Origin of the sequence: Burkholderia sp. ABCPW 111 (genome assembly GCF_000773065.1) — a bacterium.
GTDB classification, from domain to species: Bacteria; Pseudomonadota; Gammaproteobacteria; order Burkholderiales; family Burkholderiaceae; genus Burkholderia; species Burkholderia savannae.
Genome location: NZ_JPWT01000002.1, coordinates 75614 through 95967, shown reverse-complemented (window position 1 = coordinate 95967; position 20354 = coordinate 75614). Strand labels below are relative to the sequence as shown.

Here is a 20354-nt window from a genome sequence, read left to right as displayed (position 1 = left end):
TTTCTTAGAATGCTCCGAACAGTTTGAGCGCGACGGCGATCGTGAGAATGCTCGACACCGCGAGCACGACGACCGACGTCTTCTTGCCGCGTTCCTTCGACACCGCGTCGTGGTTCATGTCCATCAGCAGATGGCGAATCCCGGCGCAGAAGTGGAACAGGAACGCCCACGACAGCGCGAGGACGATCAGCTTGACGATGATGTTGGAGAGGAACGCCTTGAAGACCTCGAAGCTGAGTTCGGACGTCAGGCTCTGGTCGAAGAGGTACAGCAGGAAAGGAAGGAACAGGAACAGCAGAGCGCCGCTGACCCGGTGCAGAATCGAAACCCGAGCCGCGAGCGGCATACGGTACTTGAGCGTGATGTCGCCGAACCCGATGTTCCGGTACTCCGGCCTCGGCTTTCTTACTGTTTCAGACATGCTAGACCCCTACTATGTTGTCACACTAATCCGTGATTTTAGCGCCTTTTTATTTCGCGCTGCAGCGAAAGCTCTGCTCTGGAGCGTTGCATTTCACGGTATAAACGCTTCACGAAACGTGCTACGCACATGGGGCACGCAATTACCTGTCGTTTCGCCTTACCTTGATTCAGGCTACGCCTTACCCTGAACCCGAATCTCAGCTCAAATCGTTCTGATAGTAGTACCCGGTTGTGACATACCATCCGCGCCGCACTTCGACGGGACGATCGCCATACGTGTACGACACGCGCTCGACCGACAAGAGCGGGAAGCCGGGCGGCACGCCGAGCAGATCCGCGACGGCGGGCTCGGCCGCGATCGCGCGGATCTTCTCGCTCGCGCGGATCATCCGGGTGCCGAACTCGCTCTCGAACATCGCGTAGAGCGGCCCCTTGTAATCGCTCAGGCGCTCGAACGTGAGCCCGCGGAACATCGCGCCCGGCAGCCAGATCTCGTCGAGCACCGTGTCGACGCCGTCGAACTCGAGCACGCGCCGCACCTGGACGACGGGGTCGGCCGGCTTCAGGTCGAGCTGGCGCGCGATCTCGGCGGGCGCGCGCATCCGCCGGCATTCGAGCAGGCGGCTCACGTGCGGATGCTCGGCGCCGTCGTCGGCAAGCAGGCGCAGAAACCGGAATTGCGCGCGTTCCTCGCTGTGGGTCGCGACGAACGTGCCCTTGCCCTGGCGGCGCACGAGCAGGTTGTCGGCCGCGAGCTCGTCGATCGCCTTGCGCACGGTGCCCTGGCTTACCTTGTAGCGGCCGGCGAGCTCCACTTCGCTCGGGATGATCTCGCCGGGCTTCCACTCGCCCGCCTCGAGGCTCTGCGTGATGAGCGCCTTGATCTGCTGATAGAGCGGGCTGAAAGTCGGCGAAGGCGCGGCCGCGGCCTCGCCGCCGGGCTGCGTGGAGCCGGCCTGGCCGTTCGGATTGGGTGCGCTCGCCTGATTGGAAGTCATGGCGCGCATTTCATCACGAATCGCGCTTTTCCGTCTAGAATTTTCCCTGCAAAACATCTGTCTTATATAAGACATAAGATACTGTTTGACTTTACCCGTGCCGGCTCCTAAACTCCGGGGCGAGCAAGGGTTCGCGGGGCTGCGGCGCGTCCCGGGCCACGTGCCTCTGCCTATCTTCAGGCGTCGTCGCGCATGCATGCCGCGAGTCCTCCGCCCTGCTTTAAAGCAACGCTTCGCGTAACGCGCATAAAATGGCGTTTTCCCTAGCGTCCCACGCTCAATGTCCTGGAGATTTTCAATGGCTAAGCCCGCAAAGCGCGTTGCCGTCACCGGCGCCGCAGGTCAAATCGCTTACTCGCTGCTGTTCCGCATCGCGAACGGCGACCTGCTCGGCAAGGATCAGCCGGTCATCCTGCAACTGCTCGACCTCCCGCAAGCTCAAGCCGCCGTCAAAGGCGTCGTGATGGAACTCGACGACTGCGCGTTCCCGCTGCTCGCGGGCGTCGTGATCACGGACGACCCGAAGGTCGCGTTCAAGGACGCCGACGTCGCGCTGCTGGTCGGCGCCCGTCCGCGCTCGAAGGGCATGGAGCGCAAGGATCTGCTGTCGGCGAACGCCGAGATCTTCACGGTCCAGGGCGCGGCGCTGAACGCGGTCGCGAGCCGCGACGTGAAGGTGCTCGTCGTCGGCAACCCGGCGAACACCAACGCGTACATCGCGATGAAGTCGGCGCCGGATCTGCCGAAGAAGAACTTCACCGCGATGCTGCGCCTCGACCACAACCGCGCGCTGTCGCAGCTCGCCGCGAAGTCGGGCAAGCCGGTCGCGTCGATCGAGAAGCTCGCCGTGTGGGGCAACCACTCGCCGACGATGTACCCCGACTTCCGCTTCGCGACCGCCGAAGGCGAATCGCTGCTGAAGCTGATCAACGACGACGTCTGGAACCGCGACACGTTCATCCCGACCGTCGGCAAGCGCGGCGCGGCGATCATCGAGGCGCGCGGCCTGTCGTCGGCGGCGTCGGCGGCGAACGCGGCGATCGACCACGTGCGCGACTGGGTGCTCGGCACGAACGGCAAGTGGGTCACGATGGGCATTCCGTCGGACGGCTCGTACGGCATCCCCGAGGACATCATCTACGGCGTGCCCGTCACCTGTGAAAACGGCGAGTACAAGCGTATCGAAGGCCTCGAGATCGACGCGTTCTCGCGCGAGAAGATGGACGGCACGCTCGCCGAGCTGCTCGAAGAGCGCGACGGCGTCGCCCACCTGCTGAAGTAAAGCGCTTCGTCCGGGCCCGCCGCGCCGCGGCGGCCCGGACGGCCGGCGAGCCGGGCGTCGCGCCCGGCCGCGCCGGCCACCCGAATCGATCCGATTCGCACGGGCTTTACGCCCGGCGCCGCACGCCGGCCGCCGTCGCAGAGCCCGCACGAATCCGATTTTCACGCTGGCCCCGATCCTGACCTGACGCAGAAGAACCGATGTCCGCGCTCACTCCCGCAGAAGTGCTGTACGAAGGCGTTGCGCCGCCCGCGATCCCGCCATGCTGCGACCATTACGCGGGCAGCGAAAAGCTGATGCTGAAATCGCTCGCGCTGCAGGCGGAGCTCGGCCCCGTCTTCGACATCACGCTCGACTGCGAGGACGGCGCGGCCGTCGGCCGCGAGGCCGAGCACGCGGCGCTCGTCGCGGCGCTCGTCGGCGGCGATGCGAACCGCTTCGGGCGCGTCGGCGCCCGGATTCACGACATTTCCCATGCCCACTGGCGCGACGACGTCCGCATCATCCTGCGCGCGGCGCGCCCGCCCGCCTACCTGACGCTGCCGAAGGTCGGCGGCGCGGCCGACGCGGCCGAGATGTGCGCGTTCATCGAGGCTTCGCGCGTCGAGCTCGGCATCGCGCAGCCGATCCCCGTCGACGTGCTGATCGAGACGCACGGCGCGCTCGCCGACGCCGCGCGGATCGCCGCGCTGCCGGGCGTCGCGACGCTGAGCTTCGGCCTGATGGACTTCGTGTCCGCGCATCACGGCGCGATCCCGGACGACGCGATGCGCGCGCCCGGCCAGTTCGACCATCCGCTCGTGCGCCGCGCGAAGCTCGAGATCGCGGCCGCGTGCCATGCGCACGGCAAGACGCCGTCGCACAACGTGACGACCGAGGTGCGCGAGATGCGCGTCGTCGCGAGCGACGCGCGCCGCGCGCGCGAGGAATTCGGCTATACGCGGATGTGGAGCATCCATCCCGCGCAGATCCGCGAGATCGTCGCGGCGTTCGCGCCGCGCGCGGGCGAAATTGCGCGCGCGACCGAGATCCTGCTCGCCGCGCAGGCCGCCGACTGGGGGCCGACGCGCCACGGCGACGCGCTGCACGACCGCGCGAGCTACCGGTACTACTGGTCGGTGCTGCGCCGCGCGCGCGCGGCCGGCCAGCCGCTGCCGGCCGCATCGGCGCCGCTCTTTCGCGGCGAAGACGAACGCACGACGGGGCAACACGAACGATGAACGGTGCACGGGGCGCAAAAACTGAATTCGACGGGCCAAATAGGTGAAAATAGCGGCCGCTGCGCGCTTCCGGGGCGCGTGCAGTTCAACCCGGTGGACGAGCTGTGCGTCCGCCCTTTCAACCGATTAAACGTAAGGTTCTGACTCCATGAAGAAACTGCTGATCGCCACCGTCATCGGCGCTCTGTCCGCTACGATGCTCGCCGCGGCGCCGAGCGCGTTCGCTCAGGATTCGTCCACCACCGCGAAGAAGGCCACGCCGAAGCGCCCCGCGCCGAAGCGTCACCTGATCCCGCGCAGCAAGAAGGCGCAGGCGCGCGCCGCCGCGAAGACCGATCCGATGCCGGAAGGCGCGGTCAAATGGTCGTGCAAGGACGGCCTTTCGTACGACCTGGCCGGAGACATGAAGCGCGACCAGATCGTCACGGTCCACTGGGCCAACAAGAATTACAAGCTGCCGCGCCAGCAGACGACGACGGGCGCGGACGTGTTCTACGACCCGGCAAGCGGCATGAAGCTCGTCGTGATCCCGACGAAGGGCATGCTCTTCAGCGACAAGGACGACAGCCGCCTCGCCGACGAGTGCCAGACGCCCGAAATGGCGGCCGGCAACGCCGTCGCGCCGACCCAGTCGAACGAGCTGAAGCCGGCGAACTGAGGTCGATCCCGACAGCAACCATCTTGCATGGGACCAGAGTCGGCGCCGAAGCGCCAACACTGGTCGACAGGAGCTTCGATGTCCGCCCCGATCCCGAACGTCCGGCCAGAGCCGGATTCAGTGCTAGTCGATATCGCCGACTACGTGCTGAACCATCGCATCGACAGTGCGCTCGCGCTCGAAACCGCGCGCCACTGCCTGATCGATACGCTCGGGTGCGGGCTCGAAGCGCTGTCGTATCCCGCCTGCACCAAGCTGCTGGGGCCGATCGTGCCGGGCACGATCGTGCCGCACGGCGCGAAGGTGCCCGGCACGCCATTCCAGCTCGATCCGGTGCAGGCCGCGTTCAACATCGGCGCGGCGATCCGCTGGCTCGACTTCAACGACACCTGGCTCGCGGCCGAATGGGGCCACCCGTCCGACAACCTCGGCGGCATCCTCGCGACGGCCGACTGGCTGTCGCGCACCGCGATCGCGGCCGGCAAGCGTCCGCTCGCGATGAAGGACGTGCTCGTCGCGATGATCCACGCGCACGAGATCCAGGGCTGCCTCGCGCTCGAGAATTCGTTCAACCAGGTCGGCCTCGACCACGTGCTGCTCGTGAAGGTCGCGTCGACCGCGGCCGTCGGCCGCCTGCTCGGCCTCACGCGCGACGAGCTGATCAACGCGCTGTCGCTCGCGTTCGTCGACGGCCAGGCACTGCGCACTTACCGCCACGCGCCGAACACCGGCTCGCGCAAGTCGTGGGCGGCGGGCGACGCGACCTCGCGCGCGGTGCGCCTCGCGCTGATCGCGAAGACGGGCGAGATGGGCTATCCGTCCGCGCTCACCGCGAAGACCTGGGGCTTTTACGACGTGTCGTTCGGCGGCAGGCCGTTCCGCTTCCAGCGCCCGTACGGCACGTACGTGATGGAAAACGTGCTGTTCAAGATTTCGTATCCGGCCGAATTCCACGCGCAGACGGCCGTCGAGGCCGCGATGGCGCTGCACGCGCAGCTCGCGGCCGCCGGCCGCTCGACGGACGAGATCCGCCGCATCACGGTGCGCACGCACGCGGCGGCGATCCGCATCATCGACAAGCAAGGACCGCTCGCGAACCCGGCCGATCGCGATCACTGCATCCAGTACATGATCGCCGTGCCGCTGCTGTTCGGCCGCCTCACGGCCGCCGACTACGAGGACGCGGTCGCGGCCGATCCGCGGATCGACGCGTTGCGCGCGAAGATCACGTGCGTCGAGGACCCGCAGTTCACGAAGGATTACCACGATCCGACGAGGCGCTCGATCGCGAACGCGCTCGCGGTCGAGTTCGACGACGGATCGACGCTCGCCGAAGTGGCGGTCGACTATCCGATCGGCCACATGCGGCGGCGCGCCGACGGGATTCCGCTCCTCATCGACAAGTTCAGGGCGAATCTCGCGCGCCGGTTCCCGGCGAAGCAGCAACAAGCGATTCTCGACGTGTCGCTGGACCAGGCAAAGCTCGAAGCGATGCCGGTCGATGAGTACGTCGATCTGTATGTGATCTAGCCGTCAAATACAGAGTTCTTTCCTAGCCTTAAACCCAGGAAATCACCATGGCCCACAATCTCCACAAAACACTCAAGGAATTCGACAGCGGTTCCGGCAAAGGCAAGTTCTACTCGCTGCCGAAGCTCGGCAAGGAACTGAAGACGAAGATCGAGCGCCTGCCGGTCTCGATCCGCATCGTGCTCGAATCCGTGCTGCGCAACTACGACGGCAAGAAGATCACGGAAGAGCACATCGAGCAGCTCGCCAACTGGAAGCCGAACGCGAAGCGCGTCGACGAAATTCCGTTCGTCGTGTCGCGCGTCGTGCTGCAGGACTTCACGGGCGTGCCGCTGCTCGCCGACATCGCGGCCATGCGCGGCGTCGCGAAGCGCGCGGGCAAGAATCCGAAGAAGATCGAGCCGCTCGTGCCGGTGGATCTCGTCGTCGACCACTCGGTGCAGATCGACTACTTCCGCCAGAAGGACGCGCTCGACCTGAACATGAAACTGGAATTCCAGCGCAACAACGAGCGCTACCAGTTCATGAAGTGGGGCATGCAGGCGTTCGACACGTTCAAGGTCGTGCCGCCGGGCGTCGGCATCGTTCACCAGGTGAACCTCGAGTACCTCGCGCGCGGCGTCCACAAGAAGAAGGACGACGGCGACGCCGTCTACTACCCTGACACGCTCGTCGGCACCGACAGCCACACGACGATGATCAACGGCATCGGCGTGGTCGGCTGGGGCGTGGGCGGCATCGAGGCGGAAGCCGGCATGCTCGGCCAGCCGGTGTACTTCCTCACGCCCGACGTCGTCGGCGTCGAGCTGAAGGGCAAGCTGCGCGAAGGCGTGACGGCCACCGACCTCGTGCTCACGATCACTGAAATGCTCCGCAAGGAGAAGGTCGTCGGCAAGTTCGTCGAATTCTTCGGCGAAGGCACGAAGACGCTCGCGCTGCCGGACCGCGCGACGATCGCGAACATGGCGCCGGAATACGGCGCGACGATGGGCTTCTTCCCGGTCGACGAGAAGACGATCGACTACTTCAAGGGCACGGGCCGCACGAAGGCGGAAATCGCCGCGTTCGAGAACTACTTCAAGGCGCAGGACCTGTTCGGCATTCCGAAGGCGGGCGAGATCGACTACACGAAGACGCTGACGCTGGATCTGGCGAGCGTCGCGCCGTCGCTGGCGGGCCCGAAGCGTCCGCAGGACCGCATCGAGATCGGCAACGTCAAGTCGACGTTCACCGATCTGTTCTCGAAGCCCGTCGCGGAAAACGGCTTCGCGAAGAAGGCGGACGACCTCGCCGCCGAGTACAAGACGAGCAACGGCGTCGCCGTGAAGAACGGCGACGTGCTGATCGCCGCGATCACGTCGTGCACCAACACGTCGAACCCGAGCGTGCTGCTCGCCGCCGGCCTGCTCGCGAAGAAGGCCGTCGAAGCGGGCCTCACCGTCGCGCCGCACATCAAGACGTCGCTCGCGCCGGGATCGCGCATCGTCACCGAATACCTGACGAAGACGGGCCTGCTGCCCTACCTCGCGAAGCTCGGCTTCGAAGTCGCCGCGTACGGCTGCACGACCTGTATCGGCAACGCGGGCGACCTCACGCCCGAGCTGAACGAAGCGATCACGAAGAACGACGTCGTCGCGGCGGCCGTGCTGTCGGGCAACCGCAACTTCGAAGCGCGCATCCACCCGAACATCCGCGCGAACTTCCTCGCGTCGCCGCCGCTCGTCGTCGCGTACGCGATCGCCGGCAACATCACGAAGGATCTGATGACCGAGCCGGTCGGCCAGGGCAAGGGCGGCCGCGACATCTACCTCGGCGACATCTGGCCGACGAGCGAGGAAGTCCACGCGCTGCTCAAGTACGCGCTCGATCCGAAGAAGTTCGAGGAGAACTACGCGCAGCTCACGAAGAAGGGCGACCTCTGGAGCAAGATCGAGGGCGAATCGGGCCAGGTCTACGACTGGCCGAAGTCGACGTACATCGCGGAGCCGCCGTTCTTCGGCACGGAATTCTCGATGGAGCCGGCCGACGAGATCGTCACGGTCAAGGGCGCGCGCGCGCTCGGCATCTTCGGCGATTCCGTCACGACCGACCACATCAGCCCGGCAGGCTCGATCAAGGAAGATTCGCCGGCTGGCAAGTGGCTGAAGGAGAACGGCGTGCAGAAGGCCGACTTCAACAGCTACGGCTCGCGCCGCGGCAATCATGACGTGATGATGCGCGGCACGTTCGCGAACGTCCGGATCAAGAACCTGATGATCCCGGCGAAGGCCGACGGCTCGCGCGTCGAGGGCGGCCTGACGATCCACCAGCCGAGCGGCGAACAGCTGTCGATCTACGACGCGGCGATGAAGTACGTCGCCGCCGACACGCCGACCGTCGTGTTCGCGGGCGAGGAATACGGCACGGGCTCGTCGCGCGACTGGGCCGCGAAGGGCACGCAGTTGCTCGGCGTGAAGGCCGTGATCGCACGCAGCTTCGAGCGTATCCACCGTTCGAACCTCGTCGGCATGGGCGTGCTGCCGCTGCAGTTCAAGGGCTCGGACAGCATCCAGTCGCTCGGCATCACCGGCGACGAAACGTACGACATCGAAGGGCTCGGCGACGACTTCAAGCCGCAACAGGACGTCACGCTCGTGATCCATCGCAAGAACGGCGAAACGAAGCGCGTGCCGGTGCTGCTGCGCATCGATACGCCGATCGAAGTCGACTACTACAAGCACGGCGGCATCCTGCCGTTCGTGCTGCGCTCGCTGCTCGCAGCGTAAGCATCCTGTTTTTGCAGGGGCCGCGCAACGCAGCAATGCGTGCGCGGTCGATTTGAAGCCCGGCCTGGCCGGGCTTTTTTTTCAAGCGCCGCCGCGCATGCTTCGAGCGGCCGGCACATGGCCTCGCAGCGCATAGGCATCGACATCGGCATCCGCGTCGACACCTCCGGCGCACGCTCGCCGGCACCCGCGAGCGTCGCGAACGCCCCGCGCGCCACGATCCGTTTGCGCGCCGACTACGACGACTCGTCGCCGCGCGCCTCGATCCGGACCCGCCACGTAAAGTGCGCCAGCGACGTGCATGCGCGATCGGCGATCATGAAATCCACGTCGCAATCGGTCGAGCCGACAGCCACGATCGGCACGCGCCAGACATGCTCGATGACGTCCCGCGTTTCCGGATGCTCCGGATCACCCGGATTCGGCACGACGATCGTCGCGTCGCGCGTCAGCAGCTCGATCGGGCCGACGACGCCCGCATCGTCGGGCGTCATTCGATAGAACAGCACGCGCTTCTCGCCCAGATACGACAGCGCGCCATCGCGCAGATGAAGCGCGTCGCCGGGCATGAGCGGCGCGACAATCCGCCCGTCGTCGCGGCCGAGCGCCGGCTCGGCGCCGCCGCGAATCACGTAGAGATATTTGCTGTCATGCGCGATCGCACCACGCAGCGCGACGGCGACGGCGACCGGCGGAATCGGATTCCCGCCCTCGCGAGCAAGAACGCGTCGACGTCAGTACTTGATCGTGATGGACGGGTCCCACTGATGGCAACCGCAAATCTGGCACCGGCGGTCGAGAATCATGAACTGGAAGTGATACGTCACGCTCCCGCGCTTCAGCACTTCGGACGACCAGAAGTAGTTCCGCACCGTCTGGCATTTCGGTTTCGTCGGGTCCGACGTGTTCGGCACCGGCAGCGACGTCTCCGCCATGCGCGGCGTCGGCGTCGTGATCAGATCGCTGCCCTGGTCGGCGACGAACTTGTAGAAGATCACCGGCTTTTCGAAGCCGAGCGAGATGCTCTGCTCGCGCCACCGGATCAGGTCGCCGACCTCCGCCTTCAGATTCAGCTCGCCGCCGGCCTGCCCCGAGATCGCGTTATCGTTGTTGGTGATCATGTAGATGTACTTCGGATCGCTTAGCAACGGATTCGCCGAATTCATCGCATTCGGATGATTCTGCAGGATGGTTTCCGGATCGACTGCGACGAGCACATCGGTCACACGTGACATGGCGCCTCCAAGTAGTCATGGGTAGCCAGTCAACGCGAACATGCGTGTCGACGATCGAATCGCATCCTACGTATGACGAAACATTCGCATGCCGCATCCATCGAGGTACGAACCGCCGGCGGCTGCGTCCAACTACGAAAGCTCACAGGCGCGTTTTGCCGATATTCGGCATCGGCGCCGCTCGCTCAACGAAGACGAGCATCGATGCCGTCGACGATCCGGTCTGCGATCTGTTCTGCGATCGCCGGTCGGCCGCGCATGCAACGGGTCGAACGGGTGCTGCCGTTGCGGCAACTATCGGTTCCTGCGCGCGGGAATCCGGCGCCACGCGAGCCACACGATCAGCGCGAACAGCACGTATGCGACGGTGAACACCCACGCCGGCAAGTCGTAGTACAGCAGCCGTCCGACCCAGCGCTGCACGAAGCCCTGCGCGCTCGGCGCGCCGGCGCGGAGCCGATCTTCGAGCACGGTCAGCGGGCAATCGACGCCGAGCGCCGCCAGCGCGGCGACCACGCCGATCGCGAGCAGATGCACGAGCCGGAACGTCCGGTCGCGCACCCATCGCCAGCCGAGCGCGGCGCCCGCCCAGATCGCGACGAGCCCGCCGACGATGAACAGCACGATCAGCGCATGCACGACGAGTACGGTATCGGCGAGCCAGGTCATCGCGTCCTTTGCCGCGGCGGCGGGCGTTTCGCGCAGGCGGGCGCCGCGCATCGAGGCGCCGCCCCGCCTCGGTCATTCGTTCCAACGACGTCGGCGCGTGGCCGAGGCGGCGGCAACCGGCCACGTCGATTCCCCATCCGATGACGGCGGGAAGACGAACCGGATCGTTCAATACGCGCGCCGCGGCAAGAGAGGAGCCGCCGTGTCGCGCCGTGCCGCGCACGGGCGTCGTGGCATCCGCCTAAGAAGCATACGCCGATGCCCGAGCGCATCGACGCAGCGATCGACGGCCGGCTTCGACGATCCGCAGGGACTCTGCGACGGCATCGCGCCCGCGCACGTTTGCGCCGCGCACGGGCGGGAGAAAGTGATGAGCGTTGAACGGCCCCGCGACGCGCCGACATGCCGACGCGTGCGAGGCCGGCGCCTGGCCCGGCCGAGCCCGCCGCCGTTGACAGGCGAGAATCGGTCGATTCGGCCGTCAGCTCGCCGGCTTGTCGAGCACCGCGTACCACGAGCACACGACGCCCGCGGGCGCCACGCCGCCCGCTCCATTCGAATGCGGCGCGGTGCGCACGATCGAGCCGGCGAGCGCGGGCCGCTGCTTGACGCCGTTCGGCCAAGCCGGGCTCAGGTAGCCGACATAGTCGTAGATCCACTCCTCGCCGCCCACTTTGCCGCGCCCCTGGAACCTCACGGTATTGGGCGCGCCGTAGTCGATGTAGCCGCTCAGCGTCAGCTCCCAGCCGTCGCCGTAGATGCGCCCCTTGAAGACGCCCATCGGCGCCTTGTCGATCTGGATGTTCGCGCGGCCGAACTCCAGCTTGTCGAAATCCGTCGACAAGTCGGGATTGTTGATCAAGCTGCGGTACGTCCAGATGCCCGCCAGGCTGCCGATTTCCGGGTCGTAGCTCATGTTCGCCCTCCTTGGTCGCGCCCGGCTCGGCTGTTGGGCCGAGCCCGGGTGCATACGTAAAAGAATCGCCGGCGAAGATGCGAGCGACATCGCCGCCGTCGTTCGGCCGCACTCGGCCGCCTTCAGTCGCTCACCTCGAACCGCGGCTGCAACGAGGACACCGTATCGATGGCCGCCTTCGCCGCACTCGGCACGCCGCCGCCGCGATGGATGATTTCCACCCGGAACACCGCTTTCGGCACGTCGTCGGCCGGAATCATGCTCAGCGGGAAGTGCGCGACGACGTCCAGATGCGTCAGGCAGTTCGCGCAATGCACGACGTTCCAGCGGCTCAGGATCGCCTGGTGGCCGACGTAATACTCGCGCGTCTTGCCGTTCGGATCGGCCACCGTCGCGTACACCTTCATCACGAACGAACCCTGGAATTGCGCGCGATCGATGCCCGTCACCGTCAGCTTCTTCGTGCTGTTTCCACTCGGCGCGGCCAGCATCGTCTGCTTCAGCTCGGACGTGACGTCGTCGAGCGAGCCCGGGCCGTACGTGAATCCGAGCTGGTGCTCGATGTTGACGCAGTCCTCGGACGTGTAGATTCCGCCGTCGGGCTTCTTGAACGGATTGAGCGGCGTCTGGAGGTTGAGCGACTCGCCGGGGGCGAAGCCGGGCGTCGGGCCCTGCGAATCGCTCGCGTTCGTGCCCGGGTAGTTGCGGATGATGTCGAGATGGTCGGTGTGGCCCGTCTGCTTCTGCCAGACCCAGAACATGCGATCGACATTGCAGTGATGGAAGAAGAAGATCGGGTCCATGCCGGCCGTGTTGTTCTCTCCCATGTCGCCGTTCGCGCCGGCAATCTGCCCGACTTCGTCGCCGGGCCCACCGCCGAAATCGAAGCCGCCGACGGCCAGATGGATGTCGTTGTGCGGCGATTCGACGGGCGTGACGAGGCCCGGGTTCGAGCTGTTCCACACGGACGCCGAAGTCGTGTTGGAAAACACCGTGTAATTCGGCGCGGACAGGCAGCGGATGTATTCTGCATAGACGCCGTCGCGAGTCGGATTGGGATCGTCCGGCGTCGGCGAGTTGCCCTTCAGCCACGCCTTCACGTTGCTGTTGAGCAGTTCGGCGTTCTGCTCCGGCGACGGGAATTTCGCGTTGTGGATCTTCGTCTGCTCGAGCGCCTCCGGCGTTCCGACAAGGCCGGACAGCGGATAGCGCACCGTGACGTACCCCTTCGGCTTCTCGTAGATGTTGCCGTCGCCCGGCAGGCGATCCGACAGCGCTTCGGGCAACACGAACGAGCGCAGCGGATTGTCGATCTTCTTGCCGTCCAGCTCGAACGTCTCCTGAGTCAGGATCGACGGGATGCCGTGCTCGAGCGTGTACTTGTCCGTTTCGTCCCAGAACGGCATCGACACGCCCGGCACGATGCTCTGCAGCGCTTCCTCGAGCTTGTAGACGTACACCCGGTGCCAGGTCGGGAACAGCACGTTGCCGTGATTGCAATAGCCGCCCCAGTACGGATAGATGTCCTCGGGCGGCAGATCGTCGACCGGCTTCCGATACTGGAACGGCTCGCCGTGATAGCCGCCGAGCGAGAAGAACGATTTCAAATCCGACGCCGGCAACGCCTGGATGCCGGCCCACGCGCGCACGAGATCCTCGAGCGGCTTCTTCTCGCCCTTGTCGTACAGCTTCTGAAGATCGCGCACCGACCGGCGCACCCTCAATCCATTCACGTTGGACATGTCCACTCCTTCTGTCGTGTAGCGTTGCGGGCCCTCGGCGTGCCGCGGGATTCACCGATGACCGAGCCGTTCGGCGAGCACCCGGGCGATGGTCTGCGCCATGCCGGGAAACGCGCACGTGCCGCCCTCGCCCGGCGCGAGCACGGGCGGGCGAGCGACTGAAGGATCGCCATCGGAAAATGGGGGAATGGGGTTGTACTGGATGCTGAGCTGGACCTTGCGGGCGACGAGCTCGCCGGACAGCAGCGCGATGATTTGCAGCGCTTCATCGAGCCCCGACGATATGCCGCCGCCCGTGATGCGCGTGCGATCGACGACGTAGCGCGGATAGCCCGGCACCACGTCGATGCGCGGAAACAGCGCGAGGCAGGAGCGAAACGCCCAATGCGTGGTCGCCTTGTAGCCGTCCAGATAACCGGCCGCGGCGGCGAGCAGCGCGCCCTCGCACACCGAAGCCGCATAGTCCGCCAACGCCGCCTGCCGCGCCAGGAAATCCATGCGCGCCGAATCGAGCATCAGGCGCTGCAACTCGGCGGGCTCGCCCCCCGGCACCCAGAGCAGATCGATGTGCTCGCAATCGCGAAAGCTCGGCAGATCGCCGCCGAGCGTCACACGGTCGCGCGTCGTGATGGACGGCCCGTCGAGCGAGATCAGGTGCGTTTCGCGACGCGGCGCGTCGGGGTTCACGTCGGGCTCGATCCGCGCCATCCAGTCGAACAGTTCGTGCGGCACCGCGACGTCGAGCAGATCCACGCCGTCATAGACGACGATGCCGATTCGATAGAGATCAGTTGATCGCATGGCTTGCCCTCGTTGTCTTCATCGCATCGACCATCGCCCGCGTCGCCGCGTGATGGAACATCATGCCGACCAGCATCGAGCAGACGAGCCCGTGCGCGCCCCACGGCCAGCCTGCCAGATCGGCCCATGTCTTCAGCAGCATCGCCGACAGGTTCATCGCGAACATCATCGTGCCGAGCGCGACGACGACGTCGACGATCCGCCTCGGCAAGCGGACTCGCCGCTTTCGCTCGCCGCGCGCGCCGCACAGGATGCTCAACCCGAGCATCGCCGCAGTCGTGAACGGGAACAGGCGAACGTGCAGCGCCCAGCCCTCGACGAAAGACGCGCCGCTGCACAACGCGAGCACCGCTTCCGGATAGGTCGACGCGAAATCCGCCAGCAGTGCGCCGCTCAACGCGATCGCGCCCGCTATCGGCGACACGTCGGGCGACACGTCGGGCAACACGTCGCCCGGCACATCGGGCATTGCGTCGTGCGACACGTCGGCGCGCGCGTCGGGGCAAGCGCGCATCGCCCCGACGCCGGCGAACGCGATCGCGGCCACGGCGTTCCATGGCGAGAACACCGGCGCGTGCGACACGGCGACGGGCAGCACGCAAGCGGCCCAGCCCGCCAACGCGTGCCAGGCGGCGCGCGACGAGCGTGCCCGAACGAAGCCGATGCTGGATGCGCGGAACATCTGAAGATCCCCGTCATGTATTTTTCGTGTGGCACGACCGCATACGTGCGTCGTCGTGATTCGGGTCGTGCGATTTCCGCCAGCGGCGCTTGTCTCGTCGAAGACGGGTGCCGCGCACGACCTTCTTCGACGGCGAAGCATTCGCGCCGAGTCATTGCGCGTCGAATCGATCAAGCCAGGCGTGCATGCGGCTTCGTCCGCGACGAGCGTCCCATGCGAGGCAGATATCGTCGATGCGTGCGGCCCCGTTTCGTCGGCGTTCCGGCTTTTGTCTTCTCCTTCTGCTTCCGGTTCGGTGGGGTCTCGCCGACGCGGTTGAGCGCACTCGCGCAGCGCGTCGCGAAATCGCCGGCGGCCGCACGGATGCGATGCTTCGTCGAAGGCCGTCCGGCCTTTCCCCGATCGTTCGTTCGAATGCCGAAACATCGCCGTTCGACGCATTCCAGATCAATCTAGACGGCGGCAAAGCGAATACCCAACTGCCAGAATTGGTAGGCGCGATCGGCGCGGTGCGCCGCCGATCGCGCCCGCGCCGCCCGCGCCCTCTTCACGTAATGGACGTACCGCTCACGCGCGGCATGCGGGCGTCGGCATGCGTCCCGCGCGCACGGATATCGAAAGTCTTCCTAACGATGCGCTTCGTTAAAAAGTCCTCACGGCGAGCGCATGCGTTGGCGTCGGCGCGCCTGCGTCGATGCGTCAAACATCAGACCAAGGGAAAACCCTATAATGAGCGCTTCGGCGCGCAATGCATCCAGTCACTCGCGCCCATGTATCGAGCCACGCGCGGAGGCAGGTTCCGCGCCATTTGTCGACGCGGCCGTTGCCGCGAATCCGTCATGAAGCGAATCGGTGCGTTCTTCATCGCGAGCTGGTCAGCGGCCGCGATGCTCTACCTGGGACGGCACTCGGTGCCGATGATCGCGATGAGCGGCATCGTCGTGTTCGCCGGTTTCGACCTGCTTCGTCCGTGAGCCACGGCGGCGCGCAGGCGCGCATCGGCAACGGCGTTTATCGACGCCGTGCTGTCGGCCCCGCCCGTCGCCACGACGCAAACTACTAGAAGAACCCGTCGAAAATCAGAGATGTCGCGCGCACGCGTCACACTCTTTCATTCATCATCCTAATAAATTTCATTCGCCGTCCTTTTTCCTTTCATCATCCGTTCATCACTCAGATAGTGAACGGGCGTGTCATTTTTTCTCTGTCAACAGTGACAGCTATTCGAACTGTCAGTTACCGGACAGCGGAGTGCTCGCATACGCTTAGCGCGCTCTCGTCCCCACAAGGGACAGAGCTTGACAACGTCGCACTCTCTCAAAAGGACACACTCGATGAACAGGACCGCCGATTTTGCACTCACCCTCTCCCCGCTGTGCAGGCGCCTTGCCTGCGTGTGGCCGCTCGCGTTCGCCGCCGGCGTCGCATACGGCGCGACGGATTGGGTCGATACGCACACCCAAGCTTTCTTGAATCACGCGCAGATCGAGACGCTCGCCCGCAACGCGAACGCCGCGTCGCTCGAAGTCGCGCCCGGCGAAGCGGCGCACGTCGTGGTCAGCCTGAAGCTGCGCAATGCCGAGCAACTGAAGGCCGTCGCGCGCAACGTCAACGATCCGCATAGCTCGCAGTACCGGCAATTCATCACGAGCGCGCAGTTCCTGTCGAACTACGCGCCCACCAACGCGCAGGTGAAACAAGTCGTCGACTATCTGCGCAAGAGCGGCTTCGTCGACATTCGCGTCGCGCCGAACCGCATGCTCGTCTCCGCGCGCGGCACCGCGGGCACGGTAAAGCAAGCGTTCAACACGTCGCTCGTGCACTTCGAATACGCGGGCCGCTCGGGCTTTGCGAACGCGTCGAGCGCGCAAGTGCCGCGCGCGCTCGGCGATGTCGTCGGCTCCGTGCTCGGCCTGCAGAACGTCGCGCGCGCGCGGCCGCTCTCGAAGATCGGCGCGATCGCGAAGCCGCAGGCGCTCGCGTCCGGCACGGCGACGGGCCACTATCCGTCTGAATTCCCCGCGCTCTACGACGCGACCGGCGTGCCGACCGCAACGAACGCGACGGTCGGCATCATGACGATCGGCGGCGTGTCGCAAGCGTTGTCGGATCTGCAGCAGTTCACGAGCGCGAACGGCTATCCGGACGTGTCGACGCAAACCGTACAGACCAACGGCTCGGGCGGCAACTACGGCGACGATCAGGAAGGCCAGGGCGAATGGGATCTCGACAGCCAGTCGATCGTCGGCTCCGCGGGCGGTCAGGTCGGACAACTGATCTTCTACATGGCCGACCTCAACGCGTCGGGCAACACCGGCCTCACGCAGGCGTTCAACCAGGCCGTGTCGGACAATGCGGCGAAAGTGATCAACGTGTCGCTCGGCTGGTGCGAGACCGACGCGAACGCCGACGGCACGCTCTCCGCCGAGGAGCAGATCTTCACGCAGGCGGCCGCGCAGGGCCAGACGTTCGCGGTGTCGTCGGGCGACGAAGGCGTCTACGAATGCAACAACCGCGGCTATCCGGACGGTTCGAACTACTCGGTATCGTGGCCCGCGTCGTCGCCGCACGTGCTCGCGATCGGCGGCACGACGCTCTACACGTCGTCGTCGGGCGCGTTCTCGAACGAGACCGTGTGGAACGAAGGGCTCGACGGCAACGGCAAGCTGTGGGCGACGGGCGGCGGCATCAGCACGATCCTGCCGAATCCGTCGTGGCAGTCGGGCAGCCACCGCAAACTGCCCGACGTGTCGTTCGACGCCGCGCAAAGCACCGGCGCCTACATCTACAACTACGGCCAGTTGCAGCAGATCGGCGGCACGAGCCTGTCCGCGCCGATCTTCAGCGGCTTCTGGGCGCGAATCCTGTCGGCGAACGGCGCGAACCTCGGCTTCCCGGCCGCGCGCTTCTATCACTCGATCCCGACGCACGCGTCGCTCGTGCGCTACGACATCACGTCCGGCAACAACGGCTATCAGGGCTACGGCTACAACGCGTCGAAGGGCTGGGACTACCCGACCGGCTGGGGCAGCATCGACATCTCGAACCTGAACCAACTGATCCGCTCGGGCGGCTTCAATTGAACCGGCGTTCGTGGGCGAGCGCGGCGCGCAACCGCGCGGCGCTCGATTGACGGCAGGCGGCAGGCGACAAGCGACAAGCGCGGCGCGACCGGAGGCGCGCCGCGCCTGCTTCCGAATACCACGGCCTCAACTCACCGCGCGCTTCGCATTGCGCCCGCGCAGCCATTCGAGCGCAAGCAGCAGACAGGTCGAGAACACGATGAGGATCGTCGCGAGCGCGGCGATCGTCGGGCTGATGTTCTCGCGAATGCCGGTGAACATCTGGCGCGGCAGCGTCGTCTGGTCGGCGCCCGCGAGGAACAGCGTGACGACCACTTCGTCGAACGACGTCGCGAACGCGAACAGCGCGCCCGACATCACGCCCGGCGCGATCACGGGCAGCGTCACGCGAAAGAACGTCGTCAGCGGATTCGCGCCGAGCGACAGGCTCGCACGCACGAGATTCTGGTTGAATCCCTGCAGCGTCGCCGCGACGGTCGTCACGACGAACGGCACGCCGAGCGCCGCATGCGCGCAGATGAGCCCCGTGTACGTGTTCGCGAGGCCGAGCGGCGCGAAGAACAGATACATGCCGACGCCCACCACGACGACGGGCACGATCATCGGCGACAGCAGCACCGCCATCAGCAGGCCCTTGCCGCGAAAGTCCGCCTTCGTGAGGCCGATCGCGGCGAGCGTGCCGAGCACGGTGGCGACGAGCGTCGCCGCCGGCGCGACGATGAAGCTGTTCTTCGCGGCCATCCGCCACTCGTCGGACGCGAGCAGGTTCTCGTACCAGCGCATCGAGAAGCCCGGCATCGGATAGACGAGGAACGTGCTCGACGAGAACGACAGCGGCACGATCGCGAGCACGGGCAGGATCAGATACAGCAGCGTCAGCACGACGAGGCCGCGCAGCGCGAAATACCACGCGCGCTCGACCACCGACATGTGCGGCGCAAAGAGCGGCTTCGCAAGCAGTTTCATGTTCGTTTCCCTGTTCACCCGTCTTCGCTCAACCGAGGCTCGGTTGCGAACGCGTGAAGCGGCCGTACACCGCGTAAAGCACGAGCGTCGCGGCGAGCAACAGGCCGCCGAGCGCGCACGCCATCCCCCAGTTGATCGTCACGTTCGTGAAGTACGCGACGTAGTAGCTGACCATCTGATCATTCGGACCGCCAAGCAACGCGGGCGTGATGTAATAGCCGATCGCGAGGATGAACACGAGCAGCGCGCCCGCGCCCACGCCCGGATAGGTCTGTGGCACGTACACGCGCCAGAACGCGGCGAACGGATGGCTGCCGAGCGACACGGCCGCGCGCTGATAGCTCGGCGGAATCGACTTCATCACGCTGTAGAGCGGCAGGATCATGAACGGCAGCAAGATGTGCGTCATCGAGATGTACACCCCGACGCGATTGAACAGCAGCGCGAGCGGCTGCGAGATCAGCCCGACGTCGATCAGCGCGCGATTGACGAGCCCCTCGCTTTGCAGCAGCACGATCCACGCGGCCACGCGCACGAGCACCGACGTCCAGAACGGAATCAGCACGAGAATCATCGCGAGATTCGCGCGGCGCTCGGGCAACGTCGAGATCCAGTATGCGAGCGGATAACCGAGCGCGAGCGCGAACAGCGTGACCGCGAAGCCGATCAGCAGCGTGCGGCCGAAGATCGCGAGATAGATCGCTTGATCGGGATCGGCGGGCACGACGCTGCCGAAGCCGTCCTGCCGGTGGTCGAGCGCCGCGAGCAGATAGAACGGCGAATAGCGGCTGCCGTTCTTCGCGATCGCCTGCCAGTACGCCGGATCGCCCCAGCGCTCGTCGAGCTCGATCAGCTTCGCGCGTACCTGGGCCGGCGCGAGCGGCGCGTTTGCGTCACGCGTCAACGGCATCGCGCGCGCGGTCTTCGCGACGAGCGACCGATAGCCGGGAATCTCGGTGTTCAGGCGTCGCGCGAGCGCGCCCATCGCCTCGCCGTCGGCGATCCGCGTGAGGTCGGCGGCAAGCGCCGCGTACGCGGCATCGGCAGGCGGCGCCTTGCGGTCCCAGCTCGACAGCGCGGCCACCGTGTGCGGCAGCGCGGTTGCGATCTCGGGATTCTGCACGGCGCGCGTGAGCAGCGCGCCGATCGGCACCACGAACACGAGCAGCAGGAATATCGCGAGCGGCGCGACGAGCAAGAGCGCCGTCGCGCGCTTCCTGGCCTCGGCCGCTTTCAGTTCACGCTTGAGCGATTGAGCCGGCGGCGCCGACTGCGTAGCGATCGTCATCGTATTCAACGGTTGTCTCCGGCCGAAACGCCGTTCGAAGGAACGCCGCGCGCGCCGCACCATGATCGCGGCGCGCGCGGCCGGTGGCTTCATCGG

Annotated in this window: 18 protein-coding genes; 7 read left to right on the top strand and 11 right to left on the bottom strand. The window is 66.0% G+C overall.

The window, feature by feature from the left end:
- Window positions 1-4 precede the first annotated feature (4 nt).
- Window positions 5-421, bottom strand: coding sequence for a succinate dehydrogenase, cytochrome b556 subunit (sdhC, locus tag X946_RS02000; RefSeq protein ID WP_038743506.1), 417 nt, complete (start codon window positions 419-421; stop codon window positions 5-7).
- Between the two features lie 199 nt (window positions 422-620).
- The gene (locus X946_RS01995) at window positions 621-1421 is read right to left on the bottom strand and encodes a GntR family transcriptional regulator (protein ID WP_081989283.1); all 801 of its coding nucleotides are present in this window, start codon (window positions 1419-1421) and stop codon (window positions 621-623) included.
- Window positions 1422-1719: 298 nt separating this feature from the next.
- Here X946_RS01995 and X946_RS01990 point away from each other — a divergent pair, with 298 nt between their 5' ends.
- The 5 genes from X946_RS01990 (at window position 1720) to acnA (ending at window position 8876) form a co-directional block, all read left to right on the top strand.
- Window positions 1720-2703, top strand: a complete 984-nt coding sequence (locus tag X946_RS01990) for a malate dehydrogenase (protein ID WP_038743502.1) — start codon at window positions 1720-1722, stop codon at window positions 2701-2703.
- 200 nt (window positions 2704-2903) lie between these two features.
- Window positions 2904-3923: an HpcH/HpaI aldolase/citrate lyase family protein gene (locus tag X946_RS01985; protein ID WP_038743500.1), complete on the top strand. Its 1020-nt coding sequence runs from the start codon at window positions 2904-2906 to the stop codon at window positions 3921-3923.
- Window positions 3924-4071: 148 nt separating this feature from the next.
- A complete protein-coding gene (locus tag X946_RS01980; RefSeq protein ID WP_038743498.1) occupies window positions 4072-4581 on the top strand; it encodes a hypothetical protein in 510 nt (169 codons plus the stop codon).
- Between the two features lie 78 nt (window positions 4582-4659).
- Entirely contained in the window at window positions 4660-6111 is a 1452-nt protein-coding gene (locus X946_RS01975; protein WP_038743496.1) for a bifunctional 2-methylcitrate dehydratase/aconitate hydratase, read from the top strand.
- A 47-nt stretch (window positions 6112-6158) separates the two neighbouring features.
- Entirely contained in the window at window positions 6159-8876 is a 2718-nt protein-coding gene (gene acnA, locus X946_RS01970; RefSeq protein WP_038743494.1) for an aconitate hydratase AcnA, read from the top strand.
- A gap of 236 nt (window positions 8877-9112) precedes the next feature.
- Here the strand turns inward: acnA and X946_RS01965 are convergent, their stop codons facing one another.
- The 7 genes from X946_RS01965 to X946_RS01935 form a co-directional block, all read right to left on the bottom strand.
- Window positions 9113-9508 (bottom strand): hypothetical protein, encoded by a 396-nt coding sequence (locus X946_RS01965; RefSeq protein ID WP_052144975.1) that lies wholly within the window; start codon window positions 9506-9508, stop codon window positions 9113-9115.
- A gap of 102 nt (window positions 9509-9610) precedes the next feature.
- Entirely contained in the window at window positions 9611-10111 is a 501-nt protein-coding gene (locus X946_RS01960; protein ID WP_038743491.1) for an inclusion body family protein, read from the bottom strand.
- A gap of 294 nt (window positions 10112-10405) precedes the next feature.
- Complete coding sequence (locus X946_RS01955; protein WP_038743862.1) at window positions 10406-10780, bottom strand: DUF2784 domain-containing protein; 375 nt, start codon at window positions 10778-10780, stop codon at window positions 10406-10408.
- A gap of 481 nt (window positions 10781-11261) precedes the next feature.
- Window positions 11262-11696: a hypothetical protein gene (locus X946_RS01950; RefSeq protein ID WP_038743489.1), complete on the bottom strand. Its 435-nt coding sequence runs from the start codon at window positions 11694-11696 to the stop codon at window positions 11262-11264.
- Between the two features lie 122 nt (window positions 11697-11818).
- Window positions 11819-13438, bottom strand: coding sequence for a tyrosinase family protein (locus X946_RS01945; protein ID WP_038743487.1), 1620 nt, complete (start codon window positions 13436-13438; stop codon window positions 11819-11821).
- 51 nt (window positions 13439-13489) lie between these two features.
- Window positions 13490-14239, bottom strand: coding sequence for a DJ-1/PfpI family protein (locus tag X946_RS01940; protein WP_038743485.1), 750 nt, complete (start codon window positions 14237-14239; stop codon window positions 13490-13492).
- Window positions 14226-14921, bottom strand: coding sequence for a hypothetical protein (locus X946_RS01935; RefSeq protein ID WP_038743482.1), 696 nt, complete (start codon window positions 14919-14921; stop codon window positions 14226-14228). Before X946_RS01935 ends, X946_RS01940 begins: the two co-directional genes overlap by 14 nt.
- A gap of 839 nt (window positions 14922-15760) precedes the next feature.
- On the opposite strand from X946_RS01935, the gene X946_RS36525 reads away from it, so the two are divergent.
- Both X946_RS36525 and X946_RS01925 read left to right on the top strand, forming a co-directional pair.
- Window positions 15761-15895, top strand: a complete 135-nt coding sequence (locus X946_RS36525) for a hypothetical protein (protein ID WP_038743480.1) — start codon at window positions 15761-15763, stop codon at window positions 15893-15895.
- Between the two features lie 360 nt (window positions 15896-16255).
- On the top strand, window positions 16256-18004 hold the full coding sequence (locus X946_RS01925) for a S53 family peptidase (RefSeq protein WP_038743478.1): 1749 nt from the start codon (window positions 16256-16258) through the stop codon (window positions 18002-18004).
- Between the two features lie 126 nt (window positions 18005-18130).
- Here X946_RS01925 and X946_RS01920 read toward each other — a convergent pair whose 3' ends face one another.
- The gene (locus X946_RS01920; protein ID WP_038743860.1) at window positions 18131-18970 is read right to left on the bottom strand and encodes an ABC transporter permease; all 840 of its coding nucleotides are present in this window, start codon (window positions 18968-18970) and stop codon (window positions 18131-18133) included.
- A 28-nt stretch (window positions 18971-18998) separates the two neighbouring features.
- A complete protein-coding gene (locus tag X946_RS01915) occupies window positions 18999-20258 on the bottom strand; it encodes an ABC transporter permease (protein ID WP_038743858.1) in 1260 nt (419 codons plus the stop codon).
- Between the last annotated feature and the right edge of the window lie 96 nt (window positions 20259-20354).